This window comes from Burkholderia sp. NFPP32 (assembly GCF_900119325.1).
Lineage (GTDB): Bacteria > Pseudomonadota > Gammaproteobacteria > Burkholderiales > Burkholderiaceae > Burkholderia > Burkholderia pyrrocinia_C.
On the sequence record NZ_FPJP01000001.1, the window covers coordinates 721,598 to 748,564 of the forward strand.

Sequence of the window (26,967 nt, forward strand, 5' to 3'; positions counted from 1 at the left end):
TCGATTGACGGTTTTGGCGGTTCAGGATCCGGCCCCAAACCGGTGGATCAGGCCTTCAGGTACTGCTCGCGCGCGCCGAGCCAGCGCGCGAGATGCTGCGTGACGACGTCGGGGTACCCGGCGATCAGTCGCGTCGCGGCCTCGCGGGCCGGGTCGATCAGCCAGCCGTCAGTCTCGAGGTTCGCGAAGCGCAGCATCGCCGCGCCCGACTGGCGCGCGCCGAGGAATTCGCCGGGACCGCGGATTTCGAGGTCGCGCCGCGCGATCTCGAAGCCGTCGGTCGTCTCGCGCATCGTCTTGAGCCGCTCGCGACCGGTGATCGACAGCGGCCCCGTGTACAGCAGCACGCACACCGACGCCGCGGTGCCGCGCCCGACGCGGCCGCGCAACTGGTGCAGCTGCGCGAGGCCGAAGCGCTCCGCGTGTTCGATCACCATCAGCGACGCGTTCGGCACGTCGACGCCGACTTCGATCACGGTCGTCGCGACCAGCAGTTGCACGTCGTTGCGCGTGAATGCTTCCATCACGGCCGCCTTGTCGGCCGGCGACAGTCGGCCGTGCACGAGCCCGACCTTCAGCTCGGGGAGCGCCGCGGCGAGCGTCTCGTAAGTCTCGACGGCCGTCTGCAGCTGCAGCGTCTCGCTCTCCTCGATCAGCGGGCACACCCAGTACACCTGGCGCCCCGTCAGCGCAGCCTCGCGCACGCGGGCGATCACCTCCTCGCGCCGCGCGTCGCCGACGAGGCGCGTCAGCACGGGCGTGCGGCCCGGCGGCAGCTCGTCGATCGTCGAGACTTCGAGATCGGCGTAATACGTCATCGCGAGCGTGCGCGGAATCGGCGTGGCCGACATCATCAACTGGTGCGGCTGGAAATCGCGCGCGCCGTTGGCCGCGTTCGCGGCCTTCGCGCGCAGCGCGAGACGCTGCTCGACGCCGAAGCGGTGCTGCTCGTCGACGATCACGAGACCGAGCCGCGCGAATTCGACCGTGTCCTGGATGATCGCGTGCGTGCCGATCACGAGCTGCGCGGTGCCGAGCGCGGCCGCCTCGATCGCCGCGCGCTTCTCCTTCGCCTTCAGGCTGCCCGCCAGCCACGCGACCGTGACGCCGAGCGGCTCGAGCCATGCGCGCAGCTTGCGCGCGTGCTGTTCCGCGAGGATTTCGGTGGGCGCCATCAGCGCGGCCTGGTAGCCGGCGTCGATCGCCTGCGTGGCGGCCAGCGCAGCGACGACCGTCTTGCCGCTGCCGACGTCGCCCTGCAGCAGGCGCTGCATCGGGTGCGCGAGCGTGAGGTCGTGCGCAATCTCGTCGACGACGCGCGACTGCGCGCCGGTCAGCGTGAACGGCAGCGCCGCGTAGAGCCGTGTGGTCAGCGCGTCGGCATCGCTCGCGGCGCGGCGAGGCATCGCGGGCGCCGCGCGCGTGCGGCGCTCCTCGTGCGCACGCTTGAGCGACAGCTGCTGCGCGAGCAGCTCCTCGAACTTGATGCGCGTCCACGCCGGATGCGAGCCGTCCATCAGCGCGGCTTCGTCGGAATCGACGCCCGGGTGGTGCAGGATGCGCACGGCCTGCTCGAGCGACGGCACGCCGAGCGGCCGCAGGTACGCGCGATCGATCTCGGGCGGCAGCAACTCGGGCAGCGGCGTGCGCTCGACCGCGTTCTCGATCGCCTTGCGCAGATAGGCCTGCGACACGCCGGCCGTGCTCGGATAGACGGGCGTGAGCACCTGCGGCAGCGGCGTATCCGCGTCGACGACGCGCACCGCCGGATGCACCATCTCCATCCCGAAGAAGCCGCCGCGCACGTCGCCGCGCACGCGCAGCCGCTGGCCGACGGCCATCTGCTTGACCTGCGAGCCGTAGAAATTCAGGAAGCGCAGCACGAGCTGCTCGCCGTCGTCGTCCTGGATCTTCACGACGAGCTGGCGGCGCGGCCGGTACGCGACCTCGTTGTCGAACACGACGCCTTCGGTCTGCGCGATGCCGCCCGGCAGCAGCTCGCCGATCGGCGTCAGCGTGGTTTCGTCCTCGTACCGCATCGGCAGATGCAGCACGAGATCGATCGAGCGCGTGAGACCGAGCTTCGCGAGCTTGTCGACGGTCTTCACGGGTTTGTCGGCGGCCGCCTTCTTCTTGCGCTTCGCGCCGGCTGCGCCCGCCTCGTCGCTCGCGGCGCCACCTTCAGCGTCGGGCGCGGCGGCGGCCGGCTGTGCGAGCCGCCCGTCGGCGCCGCGCTTCGGGCCGGCCCGGCGCGGCGCGGCGCGCGGCGGCTCGGCAGGCTCCTGCGCGTCACGCTCCCCCGCACGATGCGCAGGCAACGCGACATCCTCCGTGTCGAACGGATCGGCGGAATCGGCAACGGCGGCGGTGGAACGGCGTGGTGACACAGGCATCGGATCGTCTGGGTGCTTCGCAAGGCAAGTACAATAGCGGCTTTCACGTCGTCCGAACGAACGACGCCGGCCAGGCCGCGCATCCCGTCATCATAGCGGCTCGCGCGCCCCATTTACGCGTTTCCGCCCCGCCGGCGACGCCCGCCGGCCGCTTCGAACCAGCCCGCATGTTCACGCTTTCCGATTTCGATTTCAATCTGCCGCCCGAGCTGATTGCGCAAACCGCGCTGCCCGACCGCACCGCGAGCCGCCTGCTCGAGGTCGACCGCACCGTCGAGCCCGCGCGCCTCGTCGACCGCCGTTTCGCCGAGCTGCCGTCGTGCATCGCGCCCGGCGACCTGCTCGTCTTCAACGATACCAGGGTGCTGAAGGCGCGTTTCTTCGGCCAGAAGGCCAGCGGCGGCAAGATCGAGGTGCTGATCGAGCGCGTGACGGGCACGCACACGGCGCTCGCGCAGATCCGCGCGAGCAAGTCGCCGGGCGCCGGCACGACGCTGCGCCTTGCCGATGCGTTCGACGTGACCGTCGGCGAGCGCGTCGAGCCGTTCTTCACGCTGCACTTCCCCGAGCCGTGCCTCGCGCTGATCGAGCAGTACGGCCGCCTGCCGCTGCCGCCGTATATCGAGCACGATCCCGACGCGACCGACGAAACGCGCTACCAGACCGTCTATGCGAGCAATCCGGGCGCGGTCGCCGCGCCGACGGCCGGGCTGCACTTCGACCAGCCGCTGCTCGAGAAGCTCGACGCGATGGGCGTCGAGCGCGCGACGCTGACGCTGCACGTCGGCGCCGGCACGTTCCAGCCGGTGCGCGTCGACAACATCGCCGAGCACAGGATGCACAGCGAGTGGTACGACCTGCCGCAGTCGCTCGTCGACAAGATCGCCGCGACCCGCGCGCGCGGCGGCAACGTGATCGCGGTCGGCACGACGTCGATGCGCGCGCTCGAAGCCGCCGCGCGCGCGGCCGACGAAGCGGGCCGCCCGCTCGCGGCGACGCAGGCCGAGACCGACATCTTCATCACGCCCGGCTATCGTTTTCGCGTGGTCGACCGGCTCGTCACGAACTTCCACCTGCCGAAGTCGACACTGCTGATGCTGGTGTCCGCGTTCGCGGGTGTCGAGACGATCCGCGCCGCGTACCGGCACGCGATCGACCAACGCTACCGCTTCTTCAGCTACGGCGACGCGATGCTGCTCACGCGGCGCGACACGCCGGAGGCGCCGCGCGCGTAAGCGCGCAGCGGCACGCGTAGGCATGGCCCGCATTCGCCGTTTGCCCGCCCCGCGCGCCGCGATGGCAGCACCCGTTTTTTTACCGCTGCCGGTCTCCCGGCAGCGTTTCCAACATGCGCCGGACTGTTCTCCGGTAGCAAGGAGCACGACACGATGACCGAAGGCTCATCCCACGATCACGATACGCACGCCCCCGTGCACGACCGCCCGGCAAACGGGCTCGAATTCGAACTGCTGACGACCGACGGCCACGCGCGCCGCGGCCGCGTGAAGCTCAACCACGGCGTGGTCGAAACGCCGATCTTCATGCCGGTCGGCACCTACGGCACCGTGAAGGCGATCCAGCCGCGCGAGCTGCACGAGATCAACGCCCAGATCATCCTCGGCAACACGTTCCACCTGTGGCTGCGCCCGGGCCTCGACACGATCGACGCGCACGGCGGCCTGCACGGCTTCATGGGCTGGAACAAGCCGATCCTGACCGACTCGGGCGGCTTCCAGGTGTTCTCGCTCGGCGACCTGCGCAAGATCACCGAGGACGGCGTCACGTTCGCGTCGCCGATCAACGGCGACAAGCTGTTCCTGTCGCCGGAAGTGTCGATGCAGATCCAGAAGGTGCTGAATTCCGACGTCGTGATGCAGTTCGACGAATGCACGCCGTACGCGACCGACGGCGTGCCGACCACGCACAAGGAAGCGGCCGACTCGATGCGCATGTCGCTGCGCTGGGCGAAGCGCTCGCTCGACGAGTTCGACCGGCTCGGCAACCCGAATGCGCTGTTCGGAATCGTCCAGGGCGGGATGTTCGAGGACCTGCGCGACGAATCGCTCGCGGGCCTGTCGGAACTCGGCTTCCACGGCCTCGCGATCGGCGGGCTGTCGGTCGGCGAACCGAAGGAAGACATGATGCGCGTGCTGCGGCACGTGGGCCCGAAGCTGCCGGCCAACAAGCCGCACTACCTGATGGGCGTCGGCACGCCGGAGGATCTGGTCGAGGGCGTCGCCAACGGCATCGACATGTTCGACTGCGTGATGCCGACCCGCAACGCGCGCAACGGCTGGCTGTTCACGCGCTTCGGCGACGTGAAGATCCGCAACGCCACGCACAAGAACTCGCTGAAGCCGCTCGATGCAAGCTGCGCGTGCTACACGTGCCGGAACTTCTCGCGCGGCTACCTGCATCACCTGCACCGCGTCGGCGAAATCCTCGGCGCGCAGCTCAACACGATCCACAACCTGCACTACTACCTGCAGCTGATGAGCGAGATCCGCGACGCGATCGAGACCCATACGTTCGACGCGTTCCGCCAGCGCTTCGCGGAGGACCGCGCCAGAGGCGTCGACTGACGGGCCGACGGGCCGCGCGGCGGTTCGCCACATAGGACATGTACTAAATAACGCGCTCCAACTGCCGAACCCGACCGCCAAATATTACAATTGCCTTTCCAAACAAGTCGCAATGGTGTCGGTTCGCGCTTTAACAGCTTGATCCGAAAGCGCATTTGCTGCGCCGTTTGCGCATGGGGCCGGTGGTAGAATAACCGGCTTATTTTTCGATCTTCCCCTACGGAGAGACCAACGTGCCGTTCATTTCCAATGCCTTCGCTCAAGGTGCCGGTGGCGCCGAATCGAGCCTGATGAGCTTCCTGCCGCTCATCCTGATGTTCGGCGTGCTCTACTTCATCATGATCCGTCCGCAGATGAAGCGTCAGAAGGAGCACCGCAACATGCTCGCGGCCATGGCCAAGGGCGACGAAGTCGTCACGAGCGGCGGCCTCGTCGGCAAGGTGACGAAGGTCACCGAAGGCTACATCGGCGTCGAGATCGCCGAAGGCACCGAAATCACCGTGCAGAAGGCTGCGGTCACGACCATTCTGCCGAAGGGCACGATCAAGTCGCTGTAAGCCCTTCACCGAGCGTCCGGCTCCCCGCGCCGTGCCCGCCTGAGAGAGCGGGCCGCCGCGGCGCCGGACGCGACGCTTTCACGCCAACCACCCGTTCGGCCCCCTCATGAATCGTTACCCACTCTGGAAATATGTCGTGATGGTCGTGGCGCTCGCCATCGGCCTTCTGTACACATTGCCCAACTTCTTCGGCGAAGCGCCGGCGGTGCAGGTGTCGAGCGGCAAGGCCACGGTCAAGCTCGACTCGACCACGCTGACCCAGGTCGAATCGGCGCTCGCATCCGCGCAGATCACGCCGGACGACGTCACCTTCGAGAACACGGCGACCGGCGCGAACATCCGCGTGCGCCTGAAGGACACCGATACGCAGCTGCGCGTCAAGGACCTGCTGCAGAAGTCGCTGAACGCCGACCCGAACGATCCGCAGTACGTCGTCGCACTGAACCTGCAGAGCGCGTCGCCGCGCTGGCTGACTGCCCTGCACGCGCTGCCGATGTATCTCGGCCTCGACCTGCGCGGCGGTGTGCACTTCCTGCTCCAGGTCGACATGACGGGGGCGCTCACGAAGAAGCTCGACTCCGACGCGTCCGACGCGCGCACGCTGCTGCGCGACAAGAACATCCGCGACGGCGGCGTGAGCCGCGTCGACCAGTCCGTCGTCGTCAACTTCAGCGACGCGCAGACTGCTGAAGACGCCCGCAAGGTGCTCGCACAGTCGATCACCGAACTGCAATGGGCGACCCAGCCCGGCGGCGGCGGCACGCAGGTCGTCGGCACGTTCACGCCGGCCGTGCAGAAGTCCGTCGAGGACGCCGCGCTCAAGCAGAACCTGACGACGCTCCACAACCGCGTGAACGAACTCGGCGTGTCGGAACCGATCCTGCAGCAGCAAGGCAGCGACCGCATCGTCGTCGAGCTGCCGGGCGTGCAGGACACCGCGAAGGCGAAGGACATCATCGGCCGCACCGCGACGCTCGAGGCACGCCTCGCCGACCCGATCAACACGCACCCGAACCCGAACGACCCGGTGCCTCCCGGCGAGGAACTGTTCACGCAGGGCATCCAGGCGCCCGTGCTGCTGAAGAAGGACGTGATCTTCACCGGCGACCGCATCATCGATGCATCGGCCGGCTTCGACGAACACCAGCGTCCGTCGGTCAACATCCGCCTCGATTCGGCCGGCGGCCGCGCGGTGCGCACCGTGTCGCGCGACAACATCGGCAAGCCGATGGCGATGGTGCTGTTCGAGAAGGGCAAGGGCGAGGTGCTGACGGTCGCGACGATCCAGTCGGAACTCGGCGACCGCTTCCAGATCACGGGCCAGCCGACGCCGCAGGCCGCGGCCGACCTCGCGCTGCTGCTGCGCGCCGGTTCGCTCGCCGCACCGATGGACATCATCGAGGAACGCACGATCGGCCCGAGCCTCGGCGCCGACAACATCAAGATGGGCGTCCACTCGGTGATCTGGGGCTTCTGCGCGATCGCCGTGTTCATGATCGCGTACTACATGCTGTTCGGCGTGGTTTCGGTGATCGGCCTGTCGGTCAACCTGCTGCTGCTCGTCGCCGTGCTGTCGCTGATGCAGGCCACGCTGACGCTGCCCGGTATCGCCGCAATCGCGCTCGCGCTGGGCATGGCGATCGACTCGAACGTGCTGATCAACGAGCGCGTGCGTGAAGAACTGCGCGCGGGCCAGCCGCCGCAGCTCGCGATCCAGGCCGGCTACGCGCACGCATGGGCGACGATTCTCGACTCGAACGTCACGACGCTGATCGCCGGCCTCGCGCTGCTCGCGTTCGGCTCGGGCCCGGTTCGCGCATTCGCGATCGTGCACTGCCTCGGCATCCTGACGTCGATGTTCTCCGCGGTGTTCTTCTCGCGCGGGATCGTCAACCTCTGGTACGGCGGCCGCAAGAAGCTGAAGTCGCTCGCGATCGGCCAGGTGTGGAGGCCGGAAGGCGCCGCTGCCGCCGCGTCGTTCACCGACGCGGACGAATCGACCGACACCGCGCGCGCCGCGAAGCTCGCCGCACCCGCGAAGGGCAATGCGCCGCGCGCCGGCAAGCCGCAGCTGCGCAACCGCGCGCAGCAAGGCGTGTCGCCGAAGAAACCGGGCTCGACCCAATAAGGCCCCGGAGACGAGACCATGGAATTTTTCCGCATCCGTAAAGACATTCCGTTCATGCGGCACGCGCTGGTGTTCAACGTGATCTCGCTGGTCACGTTCCTCGCCGCCGTGTTCTTCCTGTTCCACCGCGGGCTGCACCTGTCCGTCGAATTCACCGGCGGTACGGTGATCGAGGTGCAGTACCAGCAGGCCGCGGAACTCGAACCGGTGCGCGCGACGCTCGGCAAGCTCGGCTACGCCGACGCGCAGGTGCAGAACTTCGGCACGTCGCGCAACGTGCTGATCCGGCTGCAGCTGAAGGAAGGCCTCACGTCCGCGCAGCAGAGCGACCAGGTGATGACCGCGCTGAAGGCGCAGAGCCCGGACGTCACGCTGCAGCGCGTCGAGTTCGTCGGCCCGCAGGTCGGCCGGGAGCTCGCGACCGACGGCCTGCTCGCGCTCGCGTGCGTCGTGATCGGCATCGTGATCTACCTGTCGTTCCGCTTCGAATGGAAGTACGCGGTCGCCGGCATCATCGCCAACCTGCACGACGTCGTGATCATTCTCGGCTTCTTCGCGTTCTTCCAGTGGGAGTTCTCGCTGGCGGTGCTCGCGGCGATCCTCGCGGTGCTCGGCTACTCGGTCAACGAGTCGGTCGTCATCTTCGACCGGATCCGCGAGACGTTCCGCCGCGAACGCAAGATGAGCGTGCAGGAAGTGATCAACCACGCGATCACGACCACGATGTCGCGGACGATCATCACGCACACGTCGACGGAAATGATGGTGCTGTCGATGTTCTTCTTCGGCGGCCCGACGCTGCATTACTTCGCGCTCGCGCTGACGGTCGGCATCATGTTCGGCATCTACTCGTCGGTGTTCGTCGCGGGCTCGCTCGCGATGTGGCTCGGCATCAAGCGCGAAGACCTGATCAAGGACAAGAAGACCGCGCACGATCCGGACGATCCGAACGCGGGCGCGCAGGTTTAAGCGCCGCGCCGTTTCGGCAACCGCAAGAAGGCCGGTCCTGTTGGACCGGCCTTTTTTTCATGCGAGGGCCGCCGCCGTGCAGCGTGCGGCCAGCCCGACAGGCGCCGTCACGGGCGTCGGCTACAATCGTCACCGCCCTGCCCCGCTACATGCCGGCCGCGCGCCGGCAGGCATGCACCCTCGCCCCCGTCCGAACATGCGGCCCCGATGATGCCTCCGATGTGTGTCGTTCGTCGCCTCGCCGGCTGCGCAGCCGTCGCGGCTGCATTGCTGCCGTGCACGCAACCTGCCGGCGCACAGTCGGCATCCGCACCAACAGCCGCGCCGCCCGCCGCACCGCCTGTCTCACAACCCGTCGCCCCGCCTGTTCCCCCGGCCTCCCAGCCTGCCGCCGCATCGCCGTCACCCTGCCCGCCCGACTGGGAGCCGCAGATCTGCGAACTCAAGGCCGCCGTCGAAGTGCTGAAAAAGCAGCACCTGACCGACGTCGACATCGGCGCGCTGCTCGACGCCGCGACCCACGACGGGATCAAGACGCTGCCGTACGCACGCTTCTTCAACGCGAAGGAACGCCAGGAGCAGCTCGACGACGAGCGGCGCGCCCGCGACGGCACGCCGGGCATCGGGATCGTCTTCGAGACGCGGCCCGACGGGCTGCACATCATCGACGTGATTCCCGACGCACCGGCCGAGAAGGCCGGCGTGCGTCCCGACGACCTCGTCGTCGCGATGAACGACAGGAGCGTCGTCGGCATCGACAGCAGCGAGCTCGTGAAACTCGCGAAGGGCGATGCGGGCGTCCCGCTGAAGCTCACGGTGCAGCGCGGCCCGAACCATGCGGCGCTGAGCTTCGCGCCCGTGCGCGCGATCGTCAAGCCGCATCCGGCGATCGCGAAGCGGCTCGACGGCGACATCCTGTACACACGGCTGTCGAGCTTTCCGGAGCCGGCGGTCGGCGACTTCATCGACGCGGTGCAGGCCGCGCGCCGCACGGGCCCGCCGGTGAAAGGGATGATTCTCGACCTGCGCATCAACGGTGGCGGCGCACTCAATGCGGCGATCGGCATCGCCGCGCTGTTCACCGGACGCGACCGCACCGCGATGGTGACGGTCGAGCGCGGCGACGCCGACCGCCGCCGCTTCTCGACCAACTGGCCCGACTACGAACTGCCGGTGATGCACGGACAGGATCCGCTCGCGCCGCTGCAGGCCGACAACTGGTGGCGCACCGTGCCGCTCGTCGTGCTCGTCGACGGACAGAGCGCGTCGGCCGCCGAAGCGACCGCGGCGGCGCTGAAGGATCTCGGCCGCGCGAAACTGCTCGGCATGCCGACCTACGGGAAGGGGCTCGCGCAGACCGGCGTCGACCTGATCGACAGCACGCGCCTGAACTTCACGTTCGCGCGCAACCTGCGGCCGAACGGCTGCCCGATGGACGGCTACGGCGTCGTGCCGGACTGGCTCGTGCCGCCGCGCCGCGATTCGGACGTCGACGGCGTGCTGCTGTGGTACCGGGAGGTCGATCTCGCGCGCGCGCCGTATGCGGACCGGCTGATGCCCGACCCGTTCGCGCAGGTACGCAAGGAACGGCAGAAGCTGCGCGAAGCGCGCATGCGCGCGAAGGTCGATACGTCGAAAAGCGCGGCGCTGCCGCAGCGCGCATTCGGCACCGCCGACGACTGGCAGTTCCAGCAGGCGCTCGCCGCGCTCGCGGGGCGCGCCGTGCGGACCGTCGACGCGCCGGCGCAATTGATGCCCGCGCAGCCCGTGTGCGAACGCGGCGGCAACTGACGCGCCGCCGCCCGCCCTGCTACCGGAAGCCGAATCGCCGGCGCAGCACGACCAGCGCCGCGAGGCTCAGCACGGCCGCGAACATCAGGTAGAAGCTCGGCGCGGTCTTCAGACCGGTCGCACGGATCAGCCACGCGATGATGAACGGCCCGAAGCCGCCGAAGATCGTCACCGCGACGTTATACGCGAGCGACATCCCGGTCGTGCGCGTCTGCACCGGAAACACTTCGGACAGCAGGCCCGGCAGCGCCGCGAAGTAGCCGGTCATCAGGAATGCGAGCAGCACCTGCAGCGCGATCAGCGTGCCGAAGCCCGGATGCGCGACGAGATAGGCGAATGCCGGATAGATCAGCACGAGGATGCCGATGGCGGGCGCGATCATCACGCGCACGCGGCCGTAACGATCCGACCAGTGGCCGACGAGCGGCGCGAACGCCATCTGGATCACGCCGACGACGAGGATCGCCGCGAACGCGGCGGACGGTGCGAGGCCGAGCTGCTTCACGCCGTAGGTCGGCATGAACAGCACGAGATAGGTCGCGACGGTGCCGAGCACGACCACGCCCATCGCCGCGACCAGGCGCGCCTTGTGCGATGCGAACGTGTCGCGCAGCGGGTTCGCGGTGCCCTCGGCCGCGAGGAATTCGGGCGTCTCGTCGACCTTGGTGCGGATGTAGTACGCGACGGGCCCGAGCAGCAGCCCGAAGAAGAACGGCACGCGCCAGCCCCACGAAGCCATCTGCGCGGCCGACAGCTGCGCGTTCAGCACGGTGCCGAAGCCGGCGGCGAGCAGCGTCGTGAGCCCCTGGCTCGCGACCTGCCAGCTCGCGAAGAAACCGCGCCGGCCCGGCACGTGTTCGGCAAGGAACGCGGTCGCGCTGCCGAACTCGCCGCCGGCCGAGAAGCCCTGCACCAGCCGCGCGGCGACGAGGATCACCGGCGCGGCGACGCCGATCGTCTCGTAGGTCGGCAGCACCGCGATGATCAGCGTGCCGACCATCATCAGCAGGATCGACAGCGTGAGCGCGGCCTTGCGGCCCGCGCGGTCGGCATACGCGCCGAGCACGATCGCGCCGAGTGGCCGCATGAAGAACGACACGCCGAACGTGCCGAGCGTGAGCAGCAGCGACACGGTGTCGTTGCCGGCCGGAAAGAACAGCTTCGAGATCGTCACCGCGAAGAAGCCGTAGACGACGAGATCGAACCACTCGAGCGCGTTGCCGATCGACGCGGCGACCACCGCGCGCCACACGCGCGGCGACGAGGCAATGGAACGGGACTGCGTGGCGGCATGCATCGGCGATCTCCTTGTCGTTGTACGTTCTGTTCGAGGCGGCCGCGGCCACGCCCGCGCCGTCGGCCCGCCGGGCGCCGCGAGCGGCGCTCGGGCGATTATAGGCGCGCAAAAAAATACCGCCGCGCTCCCGGCAATGGGAACGCGGCGGTTGACTCGCGGCGGGCCGGCGCGGCGGCAGGCCCGGCCGGCGGCGTTACTGCTGCTTGACGGCTTCGGCCGTGATCAGCAGCTTCGTCTTCATCTTGAAGCCGTACTGCTTGCCGTAGTCGAGGCCGAAATCGTCGCGGCTGAATTCGCCGATCGCGTCGACGCCGCACACTTCACGCTTGAGCATCGGGTGCGGCATGCACTTGAACGAATCGATCTTCAGCGTCAGCGGCTTCGTGACGCCATGCAGCGTCAGGTTGCCGACCACCGACACCGGCTTGTCGCCGTCGAACTTGATGGCGCCCTTGTAGGTCGCTTCCGGGTACTTCGATGCGTCGAAGAACTCGGCCGTCTGCAGGTGCTCGTCGAGCTTCGTGCTGCCCGTGCTGATCGAGCCGATCTCGGTCGTCACGTCGACCGTGCCGGTCTTCGCCGCGCGATCGAGCGTCACCGAGCCCTTCGACTTGTCGAACTTGCCGCGCCAGACCGACAGGCCGCCGAAGTGGTCGGCCTCGAAGCTCGGGTACGTGTGGCTCGGGTCGAACTGGTACGTCGCGCTGTCGGCGAATGCCGAGAACGACAGCGAAGCGGCCAGTGCGCCGGCGGCGATCATCAGATGCTTTTTCAACTCATTCTCCTTGGAACGGCGCCGCGCCCTCGCGCGGCATTCGGGTGATGCGACAGGCCGCCGCTTACTTCGTGGCGACCAGATGGAACTTGATCTGCACTTCGTCCGCGACGATCGACGTGTCCTTCCACTCGCCGGTGCCGACGTTGAACGCCGAACGCTTGATCGGCAGGACGCCGTCGAAGGTCTGCGTCGCGCCGCTCTGCGTGACCGTCACGGGCACGGTGACGGCCTCGGACTTGCCCTTGATCGTCAGCTTGCCGGTCACGTTGTACTTGTTGCCGCCGGCCGGCGCGATCGCCGACGACACGAACGTCGCCTGCGGATACGTCTTCGCGTCGAACCAGTCCTTGCCGGCGACCTGGTCGTTGTACATCTTGTCGCCGAGGTCATAACTCGCGACGTCGATCGTCATTTGCGCGCTGCCCTGCGCGGCCTTCGCCGGATCGAACTTCACCTGCGCGGAAAACTTCTTGAACGCGCCCTCGGTCGGCACGTTCATCTGCTTCGACACGGCGGACACCTTGCTCTTCGCGAGATCGACATCGGCGAGCGCCGCGCCCGACGCGACAAGTGACACCGCGGCGAACGCGGTCAGCATGGAGCGGGAGAAAGACACTTTCATGGAATCCTTCATTTGGCAAAGGGAAGCATCCGCGACAGTAGGCCGTCGCGGTCCAACAACTGGTGCTTGAGCGCCGCGAGCACGTGCAGCGAGACGAGCGCAAGCAGAATGTAATTCAAAGACACGTGGAGCGTCTTGAAGGTTTCCTTGAGCACCGGATCGGGATCGATCAGCCGCGGCAGCGGCACGATGCCGAGGTACACGACCGGGATGTTCGACGCCGAGCTGTACAGGTAGCCCGTGATCGGAATCACCAGCATCAACACGTACAGCAGGATGTGCACGCCGTGCGACGCCGCACGCTGCCACGCCGGCGTGCCGCCCGGCAGCGGCGGCGGCACGTGCGTCGCGCGCCACAGCACGCGCACCACGGCCAGCGCGAACACCGTCACACCGAGCCACTTGTGCCACGAGAAGTACTTCAGCTTCGTCGGCGTGAAGCCGGGGATGTCCGTCATCACCCAGCCCAGTGCGAAGGCGCAGACGATCAGCAGCGCGATCAGCCAGTGCAGCGCGATCGCGCTCTGCGTATAGCGTACCGGCCTGGCCGGCAGCGAATTCGATACCATCCTGGATTCCTCAGTTCAGCGAACAGCCGCGCCGGCCATGAGTCCGACGCTTGTCAAGGGCGCCATGCTACCGCAACCTTTGGACCTGCGCGGACTCTGAGGACAGGCGTGTCAGCCTGCTGCCCGCTCCCCGTCATGTTACCGATCGGTCACTGAACACACGATCGTTGACACCGCGAAAAAGGCGTTTTGGTAAGATTGGCGCGGGTTCCGGCCCCGTCGACGCGTTTTCCCGCCGTCGCGCAACCGCTTTTTCCATGCAACGAAACGACCTGATTGCCTGTCACGAGTGCGACGCACTGTTGCACAAACCGCGCCTCGGCCGCCGCGAAATCGCGCGCTGTCCGCGCTGCGGCGCACTGCTCTATCGCGACAGCACCACGCAGATCGAGCGGATCTGCGCGCTCGCGCTCGCGGCGCTGATCACGTTCACGATCGCGCAGGCGTTCCCGATCCTCGAAATGGACGTGAACGGCAATCGCGTGCAGACGACGCTGATCGGCGCGATCGACTCGCTGTGGCGCCAGGACATGGCGGTCGTCGGCGTGATGGTGTTCTGCTCGACCGTGCTGTTCCCGCTCGTCGAGATGGCCGCGCTGCTGTACCTGCTGCTGCCGATCCGGCGCGGCGTCGTGCCGCCCGGTTTCAACCTGGTGCTGCGCGCGATCGAGCTCGTGCGGCCATGGGGCATGATCGAGGTGTTCATGCTCGGGATCGTCGTGACGATCGTGAAGATGGTGAGCCTCGCACGTGTCGTTCCCGATGCCGCGCTGTTCGCGTTCGCCGCGCTCACGCTGATGATCGCCGTCGTGCTGATGTTCGATCCGCGCACGTTGTGGGACATCGCCGACGACCTGCGCGCCGGGCGCCCGCCCGGACAGCCGGAGCCGCCCGACATCGCCGCGCCGCCGCCCGAGGCCGCCCGCCGATGACGACGCCGACCGCCGCCCGCGAGGGCTATGCGAGCTGCCACACGTGCGGACTCGTGCAGACGCTCGACCGGCCGCATGCGCACTGCACGCGCTGCGGCACCGCGCTGCATTTCCGCATCCCGAACAGCATCATGCGCACCTGGGCGCTGCTGCTCGCGGCCGCGATCCTCTACATTCCGGCGAACCTGCTGCCGATCATGCGCACCGCATCGATCGTCGGCTCGCAGGAAGACACGATCATGAGCGGCGTCATCTATTTCTGGGTGTCGGGCGACTGGCCGCTCGCCGTCGTCGTGTTCGTCGCGAGCATCCTCGTGCCGATGCTCAAGCTCGGCGTGCTGCTGATCCTCGTGATCAGCGCGCAGCGCCGCTCGCCGTGGCGGCCGCTGCAGCGCACGCGCCTGTTCCGGATCGTCGAGCGCATCGGCCGCTGGTCGATGCTCGACATCTTCGTCGTGACGCTCACCGTCGCGCTCGTCCATTTCCGTTCGCTCGCCGTCATCACGGCCGGCCCCGGCGCGATCGCGTTCGGCTCGGTCGTGATCCTGACGATGCTCGCATCGATGCAGTTCGATCCCCGCCTGATCTGGGATCCAGTCGAAACCTCAGGGAATCACCATGAATAGTCCGCAAGGCCCGCAGCACGACCAGCCCCGGCCGCCCGACCCGACGATCTCGACGAAAAGCGGCTGGCTGCCGTCGCTCGTGTGGCTCGTGCCGCTGATCGCCGCGCTGATCGGCATCGGCCTCGTGATCAAGTCCGTGCGCGAGCGCGGTCCGGAAATCACGATCAGCTTCCACAGCGCCGAAGGGCTCGAACCCGGCAAGACCCAGGTCAAGTACAAGGACGTCGAGATCGGCATGGTCAAGACGATCAAGCTGTCGAAAGACCTGTCGCGCGTGCTCGTCCAGGTGCAGCTCAAGAAGGAAGCCGAGGACTTCGCGGTCAAGGGCTCGCGCTTCTGGATCGTGCGGCCGCGCGTCGGCGCGACCGGCGTGTCGGGGCTCGGCACGCTGCTGTCCGGCGCGTATATCGGCGTCGACGCCGGCCACGGGCAGGATACGCTGACCGACTTTACGGGCTCCGAAACGCCGCCCGCCGTCACGGGCGACCAGAAAGGCACGCAATACGTGCTGCGCGGCGATTCGCTCGGCTCGATCGACATCGGCTCGCCCGTCTACTACCGCCGCGTGCAGGTCGGCCAGGTGGTCGGCTTCTCGCTCGACAAGGACGGCACGGGCGTCACGGTCAACGTGTTCGTTACTGCGCCGTACGACCAGTACGTCGGCGTAAACTCGCGCTGGTGGCAGGCCAGCGGCGTCGACCTGCGGCTCGATTCGAGCGGCCTGAAGCTGAACACGCAGTCGCTCGCGACGGTGATCCTCGGCGGCATCGCATTCCAGACGCCGCCGAACCAGGGCAGCGGCGCGACGGCACCGAACAACACGACGTTCCGCCTGGCCTCCGACGAGGGCGACGCGATGCGCGACCCGGACGGCCAGCCGCTGCAGGTCGTGATGAACTTCAACCAGTCGCTGCGCGGGCTCGCCGTCGGCGCGACGGTCGACTTCCGCGGCATCGTGCTCGGCGAAGTAACGAACATCGGCATCGACTACGATCCGAAGACGAAGAACTTCACGATGCCGGTGACGATGAACGTGTATCCGGAGCGCCTCGGCCGCCGCTTCCGCGAAACGATCGAGAGCAAGGGCGAACCGGCCCGCCGCGAGATCGTCGAACGGCTCGTCCAGCACGGGCTGCGCGGCCAGCTGCGCACCGGCAACCTGCTGACGAGCCAGCTTTACGTCGCGCTCGACTTCTTCCCGAAGGCGCCGGCCGTGAAGATCGACATGGCGCGCCAGCCGCTCGAGCTGCCGACCGTGCCGAACACGCTCGACGAACTGCAGCTGCAGGTCGCCGACATCGCGAAGAAACTCGACAAGGTGCCGTTCGACCAGATCGGCGCGAACCTGAACAGCGCGCTGTCGAACGCCGACAAGCTGTTCAAGCAGCTCGACACGCAGGTCGCGCCGGAAGCGCGCGACACGCTGTCGGCCGCGAAGCAGACCTTCTCGACCGCCGAGGCGACGCTGCAGCAGGATTCGCCGCTGCAGTCCGACGTGCGCGGCGCGCTGAAGGAGCTCACGCGCACGCTGCAGTCGCTGAACGCGCTCGCCGATTATCTGGAGCGTCACCCCGAATCGCTGCTCAAGGGCAAGCCAGGAGATAAACAATGACGACACGCGTGAACGGTTTTGCGAGCGGCGCGGCGGCGGCCTTCGCCGCACTCGCGCTCGCCGCGTGCAGCTCGCCGCCCGCGCGGTTCTATACGCTCAGCCCGGCCGACGCCGCGGCCCCGGTGCGCACCGCGCCGGCCAACCCGGCGTTCCTGATCGAGGTGCCGTCCGTCGGCGTGCCCGAGCAGGTCGCGAAGAACCAGCTGGTCGTGCAGAAGAACGCCGCGCAGGTCGACGTGCTCGAGCAGGAACGCTGGGCGTCGCCGCCCGCCGACGAGATCCGCCGTGCGCTGTCGGACGATCTCGCCGCGCAGCTCGGCACGATCGACGTCGCGAATTCCGCGTACCCGCCCGGCGTGCCCGTGTATCGCGTCAGCGTGAACGTGCAGCGCTTCGAGTCGTGGCCCGGCAAGCGCGCAGCGGTCGACGCCGTGTGGAGCGTGCGCCCGCTCGGCACGCAGGCCGTGATGACCTGCCGCACGAGCGTCGCGGAACCGGTCGCCGACAGCTACGACGCGCTCGTCGCCGGCCATCGGCGCGCGCTCGACGTGATTGCCACGCAGGCCGCGGCCGGCGTGCGCGCGATGGCCGCAAGCCGCGGCACGACGCCCGCGACGGCGCCCGCGGCCGGCAGCAAGACGGCCGCCGCGCCGGTCGTGCCGTGCCCGGCCGTCCCGACGTCCGGCGGCGACGCCGGCGCGACGGGCAAGTCCGGCGGCGCATGAGCCGGCAGCGCTGACGGACGTCTGAAGAACCGTTCGCCAGTGCGGCTTCGTCCGACGCGGCGCGGCTGCCGGCAGCCGCTTGCATGACGCTGCCGCAGCCGATCGCACAGCGCGCCTTCATCGGCCGAACGGCGGCTTTGCATTGTTTGTCAAAGTCGACCGGAACCGGCACCATGCAACGCGGTCGGCTTGCATTTTCCGGCCCGATTGACGATCCTACGCACTTTCAGGCTCGCGCCGCTCGTCGTGCGCGCGAGCCGGCGGCACCGGGCCGCATTCGGCCCGACTACCGTGCTTCCCCGCGCCCGGACGCGATCGGCGTGCACCGCAGCGGGGCAGCCGTGCCGCGGATCGCCGCGCATCGTCCGGCAACCGGCCCCGTCTCACCCGTTCTCCCCGGCGCCGTGCCGCATTCCCGGCCGGCATCCCGAACCCGCCCGTCCAGGGCTTTCGCTATTCCGTTTATGTTCCGTTCCCTGACGACCCTGATCAAGAAGTGGCGCGCGTCGCGCAATGCCGGCCACCAGCTCGATGCGCTGCTCGCGCACGCCGACGCCGATGCGTCATACGCCGAGCGCAGCGAATGGCTGATCGAGCTCGCGCACTGGCTGCGCCGCAACGGCACGATGCAGGACGCGCCGGCCGAGCGCGACGCCGACGCACGCGCGTATCCGGCCCATGCGCGGCTGCGCTACCTGTTCCACGTGCTCGATCGCAACCCCGCATGGAAATCGCATGCCGCGCGCATCCTGCGCGGCATCCTGCGCGAGTGCGACGGCATCTCGCTGCTGTGCGACGCCGGCATGCCCGTGCACTCGGGCTTCTTCGGCGCGCTGTTCGAGCGGATCGACTCGTCGCTGATCCCGCCCGCGCCGAACCGCCGCGAACTGTCGGCGCTGTTCACGCTGATGTTCCCGGCACCCGGGGACGCGCAATGGATCGACGCGCTGCCCGACGACCTGCTCGCGCGCCTCGCCGAGCTGTTCTCGTTCGACGTCACCGACGAAGAGCGCCACGAGCCCGGCTCGTTCTCGCGCGATCTGCTGGCCGCGCTGCACAACCTGACCTGCCAGATCAGCTCGACCGGCCTGTCGCAGACGGTGCGCAGCCGGCTGTCCGACGATGACGCGCGCCAGCCGCTCGAAACGCAGCCGTTCTATCGCCTCACGCGCGCGATGCTTGCGGTCGAGACCGCGCACGCGGCCGTCGAGGACGGCGGCGACCCGAGCAAGCTGCTGCACGAGGTGAACTACCTGCGCGTGCTGCTCGACGAATGCCGGATCGCGGTCGACAACGTGTTCTCGCACCTGTACCGCAACGGCGTGTCGGTCGACATCGTGTTCCAGGTCGAACGGATGCGCATGCGCATCCTGCGCGCCGAAACGCTGCTGAACGCGTGGATGGCACGCGACGACCTGCACGGGATGGCACGCCTGACGGCCGAGCTGGTCGACGCGAACCAGAACAGCCAGAGCGTCACGCACCTCGTGCGCAGCAACTTCTCGCTGTTCGCGCGCAAGCTCGTCGAGACCAACGCGGACACCGGCGAGCACTACATCTCGCGCGGCCGCGCCGAGTACCTGAAGATGCTGCGGATGGCCGCCGGCGGCGGCCTCGTCACGGTCGTGACCGTGTGCGTGAAGTTCGCGATCACGGGCGCGCACCTGCAGTCGATGCTCGAAGGGCTGCTCGCGGGCATCAACTACGCGGCCAGCTTCATGCTGATGCACTTCCTGCACTTCACGCTCGCGACCAAGCAGCCCGCGATGACCGCGCCGACGCTCGCGCGCGAACTCGACGACACCGGCCACGACGAAGGCGTGAAGGCGTTCGTGTCGTCGGTGATCGCGCTGATCCGCACGCAGGCGGCCGCGATTTCCGGCAACGTGCTCGTCGTGCTGCCCGTGTGCCTGCTCGTGCAGCTGTTCGCGGGCAACGTACTGCACGCGAACCTGATCTCGCCGGAGAAGGCGCACGCGACGCTGCACTCGTTCTCGCTGCTCGGCCCGACGCCGCTCTACGCGGCGCTGACGGGCGTGCTGCTGTGGGCGTCGAGCCTGCTCGCGGGCTGGGCCGACAACTGGTTCGTGCTGCACCGGGTCGGCGACGCGCTCACCTACAACCGCCGGCTGCGCCTGACGCTCGGCGCGGCCGGCGCCGCGAAGCTCGCGCACTTCTGCCGGTCGAACGTCGCGGGCGTGGTCGCGAACGTCGGCCTCGGCCTGATGCTCGGCCTCGTTCCGGCGATCGTCACCGTGTTCATGTTCCCGTTCGAGGTGCGGCACGTGACGCTGTCGGCCGGCTCGATCGGGATCGCGCTCGGCGTGCTGGGCAAGGGTGCGCTCGGGACGCCCGAGCTGTGGTGGGCCGGCGCCGGCGTGCTCAGCATGGCGATCCTCAACGTGCTCGTGAGCTTCGCGCTCGCGTTCACGATGGCCGTGCGCTCGCGCAGCCTGCGCCCGACCAAGGTGCGCGCGCTCGTCGCCGCGATCGTCCGCACGGTGCTGTCGAATCCGCTCGCGCTGTTCTGGCCGGCCGGCGGCCAGGCCGCGCGCACCGGCCAGCCTGGCGCGCACTGAGCCTGCGGCGGCGCGGCGGTGCCCGACCGGGAGCCGCCGCGCCGGCCTCCCCGCGCGAACGCCGCCGTCGCGCCTGCGTCGCCGCGCCGAAACGCCGGCCCCGGTCGCCCGCGCCGCGTACAATGGTGGACTTTTGCACGTCCTCACCCGCCTTATGTCCTCGCCCACCCTGTACGAATTCTTCGCCCCCTGCCCGCGCGGCCTCGAAGCGGCGCTTGCCGCCGAGCTGGCCGAAATCGCCGGCCGCCACCTGAACGGCGCGCCGTTCACCGCGGGCGCGCAGGTGCCGGGCGGCGTCCATTTCAGCGGCGGCTGGGCCGCCGGCATGGCCGCGAACCTCCATTCGCGGATCGCGAGCCGGATCCTGCTGAAGATCGCGCACCGCGCGTACCGCAACGAGCAGGATGTCTATGCGCTCGCGCTCGAGCAGCCGTGGGAGCGCTGGTTCGCGGCGACCCAGACGCTGCGCGTCGACATCACCGCGATCAAGTCGCCGCTGAAAAGCCTCGAATTCGCGACGTTGCGCGTGAAGGACGCGATCTGCGACCGGATGCGCGACAAGACCGGCGCCCGCCCGAGCATCGACACGGGTGCGCCGGACGTGCGCGTGTTCGCGTTCCTGACGGCCAACGAGTGCACGCTGTACCTCGACACATCGGGCGAGCCGCTGTTCAAGCGCGGCTGGCGTCTCGACAAGGGCGCGGCACCGCTGCGCGAGAACCTCGCGGCCGGCATCCTGCGCCTGACGGGCTGGACGCCCGGCACGCCGCTGTACGACCCGATGTGCGGCAGCGGCACGTTCCTCGCGGAAGCCGCGCAGATCGCGCTCGGCGTGGCGCCGGGCGTCGAGCGCCGGTTCGGCTTCGAAAAGCTCAAGCAGTACGACATCACCGCGTGGCAGGGCCTGAAGGTCCCGGCGCTGGATGCGAAGCGCGCGGCGCGCGGCAAGCGCGGCGACGCGCTCGGCGTGTACGGCAGCGACATTTCCGGCGACATGCTCGAGAAGGCGCGCGCGAACCTCGAGCGCGCTGGCGTGCCGTCGGTGTGGCTCAAGCAGGTCGACGCCCGCGGGATGACGCCGCCGTGCGACGGGCCGGGCATCATCCTCGCGAACCCGCCGTACGGCGAGCGGATCGAAGTGCGCGGCCGCAGCGCGCGCGGCGAGGTGCGCGAGACGGGCCGCAACCGCGGCAACGACGACGCGTTCCGCCGCACGCACACCGACGCGCCGGACAGCGAGTTCTTCAACGCGCTCGGCGATGCGCTGAAGCAGCGCTTCACGGGCTGGCAAGCATTCCTGCTGACGTCCGACCGTTCGCTGCCGGGCCAGTTGCGGCTGCGCGAATCGGCGAAGACGCCGCTGTTCAACGGCGCGCTCGAATGCCGGCTGTTCCGCTTCGACCTGATCGCCGGCAGCGTGAAGGCGCGCCCGGCCGCGCCGGAAGGCGACGCATAAGCGACGCCATCGCGCGGGGCCGCCATCGCGGCGCCCGCGCGCTCCTCCCGCCGGCGCGCGTCAGTGCTTCGACTTCGACCAGCGCGCCATCGTGAACGGCAGTGCGTGCCCCGTCTCGAGCAGCGTCTTCAGGCTCGACAGCACGACCGGCCACCCGCCGCGAATCCCGCGATCCATCTCCGAACCGGCCACGAGCCCGTCGTGCGTGACGGTCAGCTTCACGACGCCCTCGTGCGGCTCGACGAGATAGGTCACGCGCGATTCCTCGCCGTCTCCCGACGGCGTACGCCACGTGACGACCAGCCGGTGCGGCGGATCGTTCTCGACCACTTCGCCGACGATGTCGACACGCGACGGATCGTCGTAGTCCTGATGTTCCCATCTCGAGCCCGGCCGCCAGTCGGGCGACGCGTTGCGATGCCGTACCCAGTAGTCCTTCGTCAGCTCGGCGTTGGTCAGTGCGTCGAACACGCGCTCGGGCGTCGCCGCGATGAAGGTCACGTACACAAAGGCGGGATTACCCATCGTCGTCTCCTGTGCCGCGGGCCGCTTCCAGCCCGCGCTTGAGATCCGCCAGCGCCTGCAGGCGCTGACGCTCGAACTTGCCGATCCAGCGTTCCGCGATGTCGTGGATCGGCACCGGATTCAGGTAATGCAGCTTCTCCCTGCCGCGCCATGCGGTCGCGACGAGGTTCGCGGCCTCGAGCAACGCGAGATGCTTGCTCACGGCCTGCCGGCTCATCGCGAGTCCGTCGCACAGCCCGGACAGGGTCTGGCCGCTTTTCGCATGCAGCAGGTCGAGCAACTGACGGCGCGTGGCATCGGCCAGCGCCTTGAAAACGAGGTCCATGCCGCTCCCGGGTCGATGGTCTTATTATGCAACCAAATAGTTGCATGTCAAGGATGACAACTCTACTGACAATACGGTGTCAGCAGGCCGCGATCACACTGCAATCCCGGCGCAATGCAACGCTGGTTTCCACACAGAACCCGAATAACAACGCAACAAGGAGTTCGTCATGACGTCCGCAACTGCCACCGCAACCCTGGAACGCGCAATCGCTTGGTTCGACATTCCGTCCCTCGATTTCGACCGCGCGATCCGCTTTTACGAAACCGTGCTGCAAACCACGCTGCAGCGCGAAGTCATCGGCGGCGTGCCGATGGCGATGTTCGATCACGAGGCGTCGAGCACGGGCGGCAGCATCGTGTTCGATCCGCAGCAGATGAAGCCCAGCGCGAACGGCGTGCTCGTCTACCTGAACGCCGGCGACTCGGTCGTCGCGGCGCTCGAGCGCGCGAAGCGCGCGGGCGGCGTCGTGCAGGGCTCGGTCGTCGAGCTGCCGAACAACTACGGCTACATCGGCTACCTGATCGATACCGAAGGCAACCGCGTCGGCCTGCACGCGCCGAAATGCCATTGAGCGCATCGGCCATCGGGGCGGTGCGGCGCTATCATCGCGAAGTCCCCTTAGCCGTTGGAATCGAGGTGCTGCCATGACACGCCGTGCCGACCGCCTGTTCCAGATCGCCGAGCTGTTGCGCGGGCGCCGTCTCACGACCGCGCAGCAGTTGGCCGACTGGCTATCGGTGTCGCCGCGCACGGTCTATCGCGACGTGCGCGACCTGCAACTGTCAGGGGTGCCGATCGAAGGCGAAGCCGGCATCGGCTATCGGCTGAACCGCAACGCAAGCCTGCCGCCGCTCACGTTCACGGCCGAGGAGCTCGCGGCGCTCGCCACCGGCGCGCGCATGCTCGAGACCTGGGGCGGTGCGCGCTTCGCGAGCGGCGCCCGCTCGGCGCTTGCGAAGATCGCGTCGGCGATGCCGGCCGACAAGCGCACGGCGCTCGACCGCCTGCCCGTGTTCGCGCCGTCGTTCCACATCGACGAGACGTTTTGCGCGAAGGTCGACGCGATCCACCAGGCAATCGACACGCGCCACATCGTCAGCTTCGGCTACCGCGACCGGCTCGGCGCGCATTCGCAACGCCGCGTATGGCCGCTCGGGCTCGTCTACTGGGGCGGGCGCTGGACGATCGGCGCGTGGTGCGAGCTGCGCGACGATTTCCGCACCTTCGATATCGCGCGGATGGGCGACATCACCGTGCACGAGCAGTTTCCGGACATGGAAGGACGGCGGATCGCCGACTACATGCGGATCGCGGAAGCGCCGATGCGCTGACGCGATCCGGCGATCGTGCGCGACGCGATCTCCGCGCGCATCGCGAACCTCGTCGCGCCATGAAAAAGGCCCGGCCGGCTTGCGCCGGTCGGGCCCGTCCGGGCGGGCCGCCCGCGCATTGAAGCAGGCGCCCGCATTGCCGGTGCGTGCGTTACTCGACGGCCTTCACCATGTCCTCGATGACCTTCTTCGCATCGCCGAAGACCATCATCGTCTTGTCCATGTAGAAGAGATCGTTGTCGAGGCCCGCGTAGCCGGCCGCCATCGAACGCTTGTTGACGATCACCGTGCGCGCCTTGTACGCCTCGATGATCGGCATCCCCGCGATCGGCGATTTCGGATCGTTCTTCGCGGCCGGGTTCACCACGTCGTTCGCGCCGAGCACCAGCACCACGTCGGCCTGGCCCAACTCGCCGTTGATGTCCTCCATCTCGAACACGATGTCGTACGGCACTTCCGCTTCCGCGAGCAGCACGTTCATGTGCCCCGGCATCCGCCCGGCAACCGGATGGATCGCATAGCGCACGTCGACGCCCTTCTCGATCAGCTTGTCGGTCAGTTCCTTCAGCGCGTGCTGCGCACGGGCGACGGCCAGCCCGTAGCCCGGCACGATCACGACCGATTCCGCGTTGCCGAGCATGAACGCCGCGTCGTCGGCCGACCCCGACTTCACCGGGCGCTGTTCCTGCGCGCCCGCCGCGCCGCCGGCCGCCGCCTCGCCGCCGAAGCCGCCGAGGATCACGTTGAAGAACGAGCGGTTCATCGCGTGGCACATGATGTACGACAGGATCGCGCCCGACGAGCCGACCAGCGAGCCGGCGATGATCAGCATCGCGTTGTTCAGCGAGAAGCCGATGCCGGCCGCAGCCCACCCCGAGTACGAGTTCAGCATCGACACGACCACCGGCATGTCCGCGCCGCCGATCGGGATGATGATCAGCACGCCGAGCACGAACGCGATCGCCGTCATGATGATGAACGGCAGCCACGCCTGCGTGATGACGAACAGGATGCCGAAGCCGAGCATCGCGATCGCAAGCATCAGGTTGATCAGGTGCTGGCCCGCATACACGACCGGCGCGCCCTGGAACAGCCGGAACTTGTACTTGCCCGACAGCTTGCCGAACGCGATCACCGACCCGGAGAACGTGATCGCGCCGACGAACGTGCCGATGAACAGCTCGACGCGGTTGCCGTACGGGATGAAGTTCGACGCGACGGCGTCCTGCGGCACGAGCCCGAACGCTTCCGGCTCCGACACCACCGCATATGCGATGCACACGGCCGCGAGACCGATCAGCGAGTGCATCGCCGCGACGAGCTCCGGCATCTTCGTCATCTCGACGCGCGCGGCGACGAACGCACCGACACCGCCGCCGACGACCAGCGCGCCGAGCACCAGCGCGATGCCGAGCGGCAGGTTCGCGCCGAGCCAGGCCGCCTGCTTGACGATCAGCGCGACCGTCGTGAGGATCGCGATGGCCATCCCGACCATCCCGAACAGGTTGCCGCGCCGCGCGCTTTTCGGGTTCGACAGGCCCTTCAGCGCCTGGATGAAGCACACCGATGCGACGAGGTACAGCAGGGTAACGACGTTCATGCTCATCGCGCGCCCTCCTTGCCGCCCTCGACACGCTTGGGCTCCTTCTTGCGGAACATCTCGAGCATTCGCCTCGTCACGAGAAAACCGCCGAACACGTTGACGGCCGCGAGCGCGACCGCGAGCGTGCCGAAGAACTTGCCGGTCACGCCGACGGTGAGCGCCGCCGCGAGCATCGCGCCGACGATCACGATCGCCGAGATCGCGTTGGTGACGGCCATCAGCGGCGTATGCAGCGCCGGCGTGACGTTCCAGACGACGTGGTAGCCGACGTACACCGCCAGCACGAAGATGATCACGTTGATCACCGTGTGATTGATGACTTCCATGGTCTCCCCCCGTTATTTGCGCGTGACTTCACCGTCGCGGCACAACAGCGTCGCGGCGACGATGTCGTCGGTCAGGTCGATGTTCAGCGTGCCTTCCTTCGTGACGATCAGCTTCATGAAGTCGAGCAGGTTGCGCGCGTACAGCGCCGACGCGTCCGACGCGACCATCGATGCGAGGTTCGTGTAGCCGGCGATCGTCACGCCGTTGTGCACGATCACCTGGTCGGCGACCGTCAGCGGGCAGTTGCCGCTCTTCCTGCCGTCGAATTCCGGGCCGCGGCCGGCCGCGAGATCGACGAGCACCGAGCCCGGCTTCATCGACTGCGCGGTTTCGACCGAGATCAGCGTCGGCGCCGGGCGCCCGGGAATCAGCGCGGTGGTGATCACGATGTCGGCCTGCTTCGCGCGCTCGTGCACGAGCGCGGCCTGGCGGCCGAGCCACGATGGCGGCATCGGGCGCGCATAACCGCCGACACCCTGCGCGGCCTCGCGCTCTTCGTCGGTTTCGAACGGGACGTCGAGGAATTTCGCGCCGAGCGACTCGATCTGCTCCTTCACGGCCGGCCGCACGTCGGAAGCCTCGATCACGGCGCCCAGTCGCTTCGCGGTCGCGATCGCCTGCAGGCCAGCGACGCCCGCGCCGAGAATCAGCACGCGCGCGGCCTTCACGGTGCCCGCGGCCGTCATCAGCATCGGGAAGAAGCGCGGATACAGCGCCGCGGCGACGAGCACGGCCTTGTAGCCCGCGATGTTCGCCTGCGACGACAGCACGTCGAGACTCTGCGCACGCGTCGTGCGCGGTGCGGCTTCGAGCGCGAAGCCCGTCACGCCGGCCGCGGCCAGTTTCGCCGCTTGCTCGCCGTTGAACGGCTCGAGCATGCCGACCAGCACGGAGCCGCGCTTCAGCGATGGCAGTTCCGCGTCGGTGGGCGCCTGGACCTTCAACACGATGTCGGCATCAAAAGCAGCCGACTGGTCGGTCAATTCGGCACCGGCGGCCGCATAGGCTTGGTCGGGATAACTGGCTGCGACGCCGGCCCCTTTCGCGATACTGACGCGATGGCCGGCAGCCGCGTATTTCTTCACGGTTTCCGGCGTCGCGGCCACACGCGCCTCGTTCGCCCGCGTTTCAGCAGGCACTCCAATATGCATCGTCAGTTCCTCCAGTCATTGTCAGTATTTCTTTTCTTGCGATTTTTACTGCACAACGAGCCGGACAGGCTGACTTACCGGCTCAC

24 protein-coding genes are annotated in these 26,967 nt (G+C 68.2%); 14 read left to right on the forward strand and 10 right to left on the reverse strand.

Annotated features, from left to right (window positions below):
- Positions 1-47: 47 nt before the first annotated feature.
- The gene (gene recG / locus BT264_RS03400) at positions 48-2,393 is read right to left on the reverse strand and encodes an ATP-dependent DNA helicase RecG (protein ID WP_072436287.1); all 2,346 of its coding nucleotides are present in this window, start codon (positions 2,391-2,393) and stop codon (positions 48-50) included.
- 167 nt (positions 2,394-2,560) lie between these two features.
- Here recG and queA point away from each other — a divergent pair, with 167 nt between their 5' ends.
- The 6 genes from queA to BT264_RS03430 all read left to right on the forward strand — a co-directional run bounded on the left by queA (position 2,561) and on the right by BT264_RS03430 (position 10,420).
- Positions 2,561-3,628, forward strand: a complete 1,068-nt coding sequence (queA, locus tag BT264_RS03405; protein WP_072436288.1) for a tRNA preQ1(34) S-adenosylmethionine ribosyltransferase-isomerase QueA — start codon at positions 2,561-2,563, stop codon at positions 3,626-3,628.
- Positions 3,629-3,781: 153 nt separating this feature from the next.
- Positions 3,782-4,975, forward strand: coding sequence for a tRNA guanosine(34) transglycosylase Tgt (gene tgt / locus BT264_RS03410; RefSeq protein WP_072436289.1), 1,194 nt, complete (start codon positions 3,782-3,784; stop codon positions 4,973-4,975).
- 233 nt (positions 4,976-5,208) lie between these two features.
- Entirely contained in the window at positions 5,209-5,532 is a 324-nt protein-coding gene (gene yajC / locus BT264_RS03415; RefSeq protein ID WP_034182772.1) for a preprotein translocase subunit YajC, read from the forward strand.
- 106 nt (positions 5,533-5,638) lie between these two features.
- Entirely contained in the window at positions 5,639-7,660 is a 2,022-nt protein-coding gene (secD, locus tag BT264_RS03420; protein WP_072436290.1) for a protein translocase subunit SecD, read from the forward strand.
- Between the two features lie 18 nt (positions 7,661-7,678).
- Positions 7,679-8,629 (forward strand): protein translocase subunit SecF, encoded by a 951-nt coding sequence (gene secF / locus BT264_RS03425; RefSeq protein ID WP_034182770.1) that lies wholly within the window; start codon positions 7,679-7,681, stop codon positions 8,627-8,629.
- A 219-nt stretch (positions 8,630-8,848) separates the two neighbouring features.
- Positions 8,849-10,420, forward strand: coding sequence for a S41 family peptidase (locus tag BT264_RS03430; RefSeq protein ID WP_083533895.1), 1,572 nt, complete (start codon positions 8,849-8,851; stop codon positions 10,418-10,420).
- A gap of 19 nt (positions 10,421-10,439) precedes the next feature.
- Here BT264_RS03430 and BT264_RS03435 read toward each other — a convergent pair whose 3' ends face one another.
- The 4 genes from BT264_RS03435 to BT264_RS03455 all read right to left on the reverse strand — a co-directional run bounded on the left by BT264_RS03435 (position 10,440) and on the right by BT264_RS03455 (position 13,686).
- Entirely contained in the window at positions 10,440-11,717 is a 1,278-nt protein-coding gene (locus BT264_RS03435) for an MFS transporter (protein ID WP_072436291.1), read from the reverse strand.
- Positions 11,718-11,910: 193 nt separating this feature from the next.
- Positions 11,911-12,492, reverse strand: coding sequence for a YceI family protein (locus BT264_RS03445; protein WP_072436293.1), 582 nt, complete (start codon positions 12,490-12,492; stop codon positions 11,911-11,913).
- Positions 12,493-12,556: 64 nt separating this feature from the next.
- Positions 12,557-13,117, reverse strand: coding sequence for a YceI family protein (locus BT264_RS03450; protein ID WP_072436439.1), 561 nt, complete (start codon positions 13,115-13,117; stop codon positions 12,557-12,559).
- 8 nt (positions 13,118-13,125) lie between these two features.
- Entirely contained in the window at positions 13,126-13,686 is a 561-nt protein-coding gene (locus tag BT264_RS03455) for a cytochrome b (protein WP_072436294.1), read from the reverse strand.
- Positions 13,687-13,943: 257 nt separating this feature from the next.
- On the opposite strand from BT264_RS03455, the gene BT264_RS03460 reads away from it, so the two are divergent.
- The 6 genes from BT264_RS03460 (at position 13,944) to BT264_RS03490 (ending at position 21,616) form a co-directional block, all read left to right on the forward strand.
- Positions 13,944-14,618 (forward strand): paraquat-inducible protein A, encoded by a 675-nt coding sequence (locus tag BT264_RS03460; RefSeq protein WP_072436295.1) that lies wholly within the window; start codon positions 13,944-13,946, stop codon positions 14,616-14,618.
- On the forward strand, positions 14,615-15,244 hold the full coding sequence (locus BT264_RS03465; RefSeq protein ID WP_072436296.1) for a paraquat-inducible protein A: 630 nt from the start codon (positions 14,615-14,617) through the stop codon (positions 15,242-15,244). The genes BT264_RS03460 and BT264_RS03465 overlap by 4 nt, the downstream gene beginning before the upstream one ends.
- Positions 15,237-16,856 carry a PqiB family protein gene (locus BT264_RS03470; protein WP_072436297.1) on the forward strand — a complete coding sequence of 540 codons (1,620 nt, stop codon included), beginning with the start codon at positions 15,237-15,239 and terminating at the stop codon, positions 16,854-16,856. Before BT264_RS03465 ends, BT264_RS03470 begins: the two co-directional genes overlap by 8 nt.
- Positions 16,853-17,581 carry a PqiC family protein gene (locus tag BT264_RS03475; protein ID WP_072436298.1) on the forward strand — a complete coding sequence of 243 codons (729 nt, stop codon included), beginning with the start codon at positions 16,853-16,855 and terminating at the stop codon, positions 17,579-17,581. Before BT264_RS03470 ends, BT264_RS03475 begins: the two co-directional genes overlap by 4 nt.
- A gap of 464 nt (positions 17,582-18,045) precedes the next feature.
- Complete coding sequence (locus tag BT264_RS03485; RefSeq protein WP_072436299.1) at positions 18,046-20,160, forward strand: site-specific recombinase; 2,115 nt, start codon at positions 18,046-18,048, stop codon at positions 20,158-20,160.
- Positions 20,161-20,314: 154 nt separating this feature from the next.
- Positions 20,315-21,616 (forward strand): THUMP domain-containing class I SAM-dependent RNA methyltransferase, encoded by a 1,302-nt coding sequence (locus BT264_RS03490; RefSeq protein ID WP_072436300.1) that lies wholly within the window; start codon positions 20,315-20,317, stop codon positions 21,614-21,616.
- 60 nt (positions 21,617-21,676) lie between these two features.
- Here the strand turns inward: BT264_RS03490 and BT264_RS03495 are convergent, their stop codons facing one another.
- Positions 21,677-22,141 carry an SRPBCC family protein gene (locus tag BT264_RS03495; protein WP_072436301.1) on the reverse strand — a complete coding sequence of 155 codons (465 nt, stop codon included), beginning with the start codon at positions 22,139-22,141 and terminating at the stop codon, positions 21,677-21,679.
- Positions 22,134-22,466 carry an ArsR/SmtB family transcription factor gene (locus tag BT264_RS03500; RefSeq protein WP_072436302.1) on the reverse strand — a complete coding sequence of 111 codons (333 nt, stop codon included), beginning with the start codon at positions 22,464-22,466 and terminating at the stop codon, positions 22,134-22,136. Before BT264_RS03500 ends, BT264_RS03495 begins: the two co-directional genes overlap by 8 nt.
- Positions 22,467-22,635: 169 nt before the next feature.
- Here BT264_RS03500 and BT264_RS03505 point away from each other — a divergent pair, with 169 nt between their 5' ends.
- Positions 22,636-23,040, forward strand: a complete 405-nt coding sequence (locus BT264_RS03505; protein ID WP_072436303.1) for a VOC family protein — start codon at positions 22,636-22,638, stop codon at positions 23,038-23,040.
- Between the two features lie 73 nt (positions 23,041-23,113).
- Complete coding sequence (locus BT264_RS03510) at positions 23,114-23,800, forward strand: helix-turn-helix transcriptional regulator (protein WP_034182756.1); 687 nt, start codon at positions 23,114-23,116, stop codon at positions 23,798-23,800.
- A 151-nt stretch (positions 23,801-23,951) separates the two neighbouring features.
- Here the strand turns inward: BT264_RS03510 and BT264_RS03515 are convergent, their stop codons facing one another.
- Genes BT264_RS03515 through BT264_RS03525 form a run of 3 tightly spaced genes read right to left on the reverse strand, consistent with a single transcriptional unit; the run spans position 23,952 to position 26,881 of the window.
- A complete protein-coding gene (locus tag BT264_RS03515) occupies positions 23,952-25,406 on the reverse strand; it encodes an NAD(P)(+) transhydrogenase (Re/Si-specific) subunit beta (RefSeq protein WP_072436304.1) in 1,455 nt (484 codons plus the stop codon).
- Complete coding sequence (locus BT264_RS03520) at positions 25,403-25,729, reverse strand: NAD(P) transhydrogenase subunit alpha part 2 (protein ID WP_034182754.1); 327 nt, start codon at positions 25,727-25,729, stop codon at positions 25,403-25,405. Before BT264_RS03520 ends, BT264_RS03515 begins: the two co-directional genes overlap by 4 nt.
- A 12-nt stretch (positions 25,730-25,741) precedes the next feature.
- Entirely contained in the window at positions 25,742-26,881 is a 1,140-nt protein-coding gene (locus BT264_RS03525; protein ID WP_034182753.1) for a Re/Si-specific NAD(P)(+) transhydrogenase subunit alpha, read from the reverse strand.
- Positions 26,882-26,967: the final 86 nt, after the last annotated feature.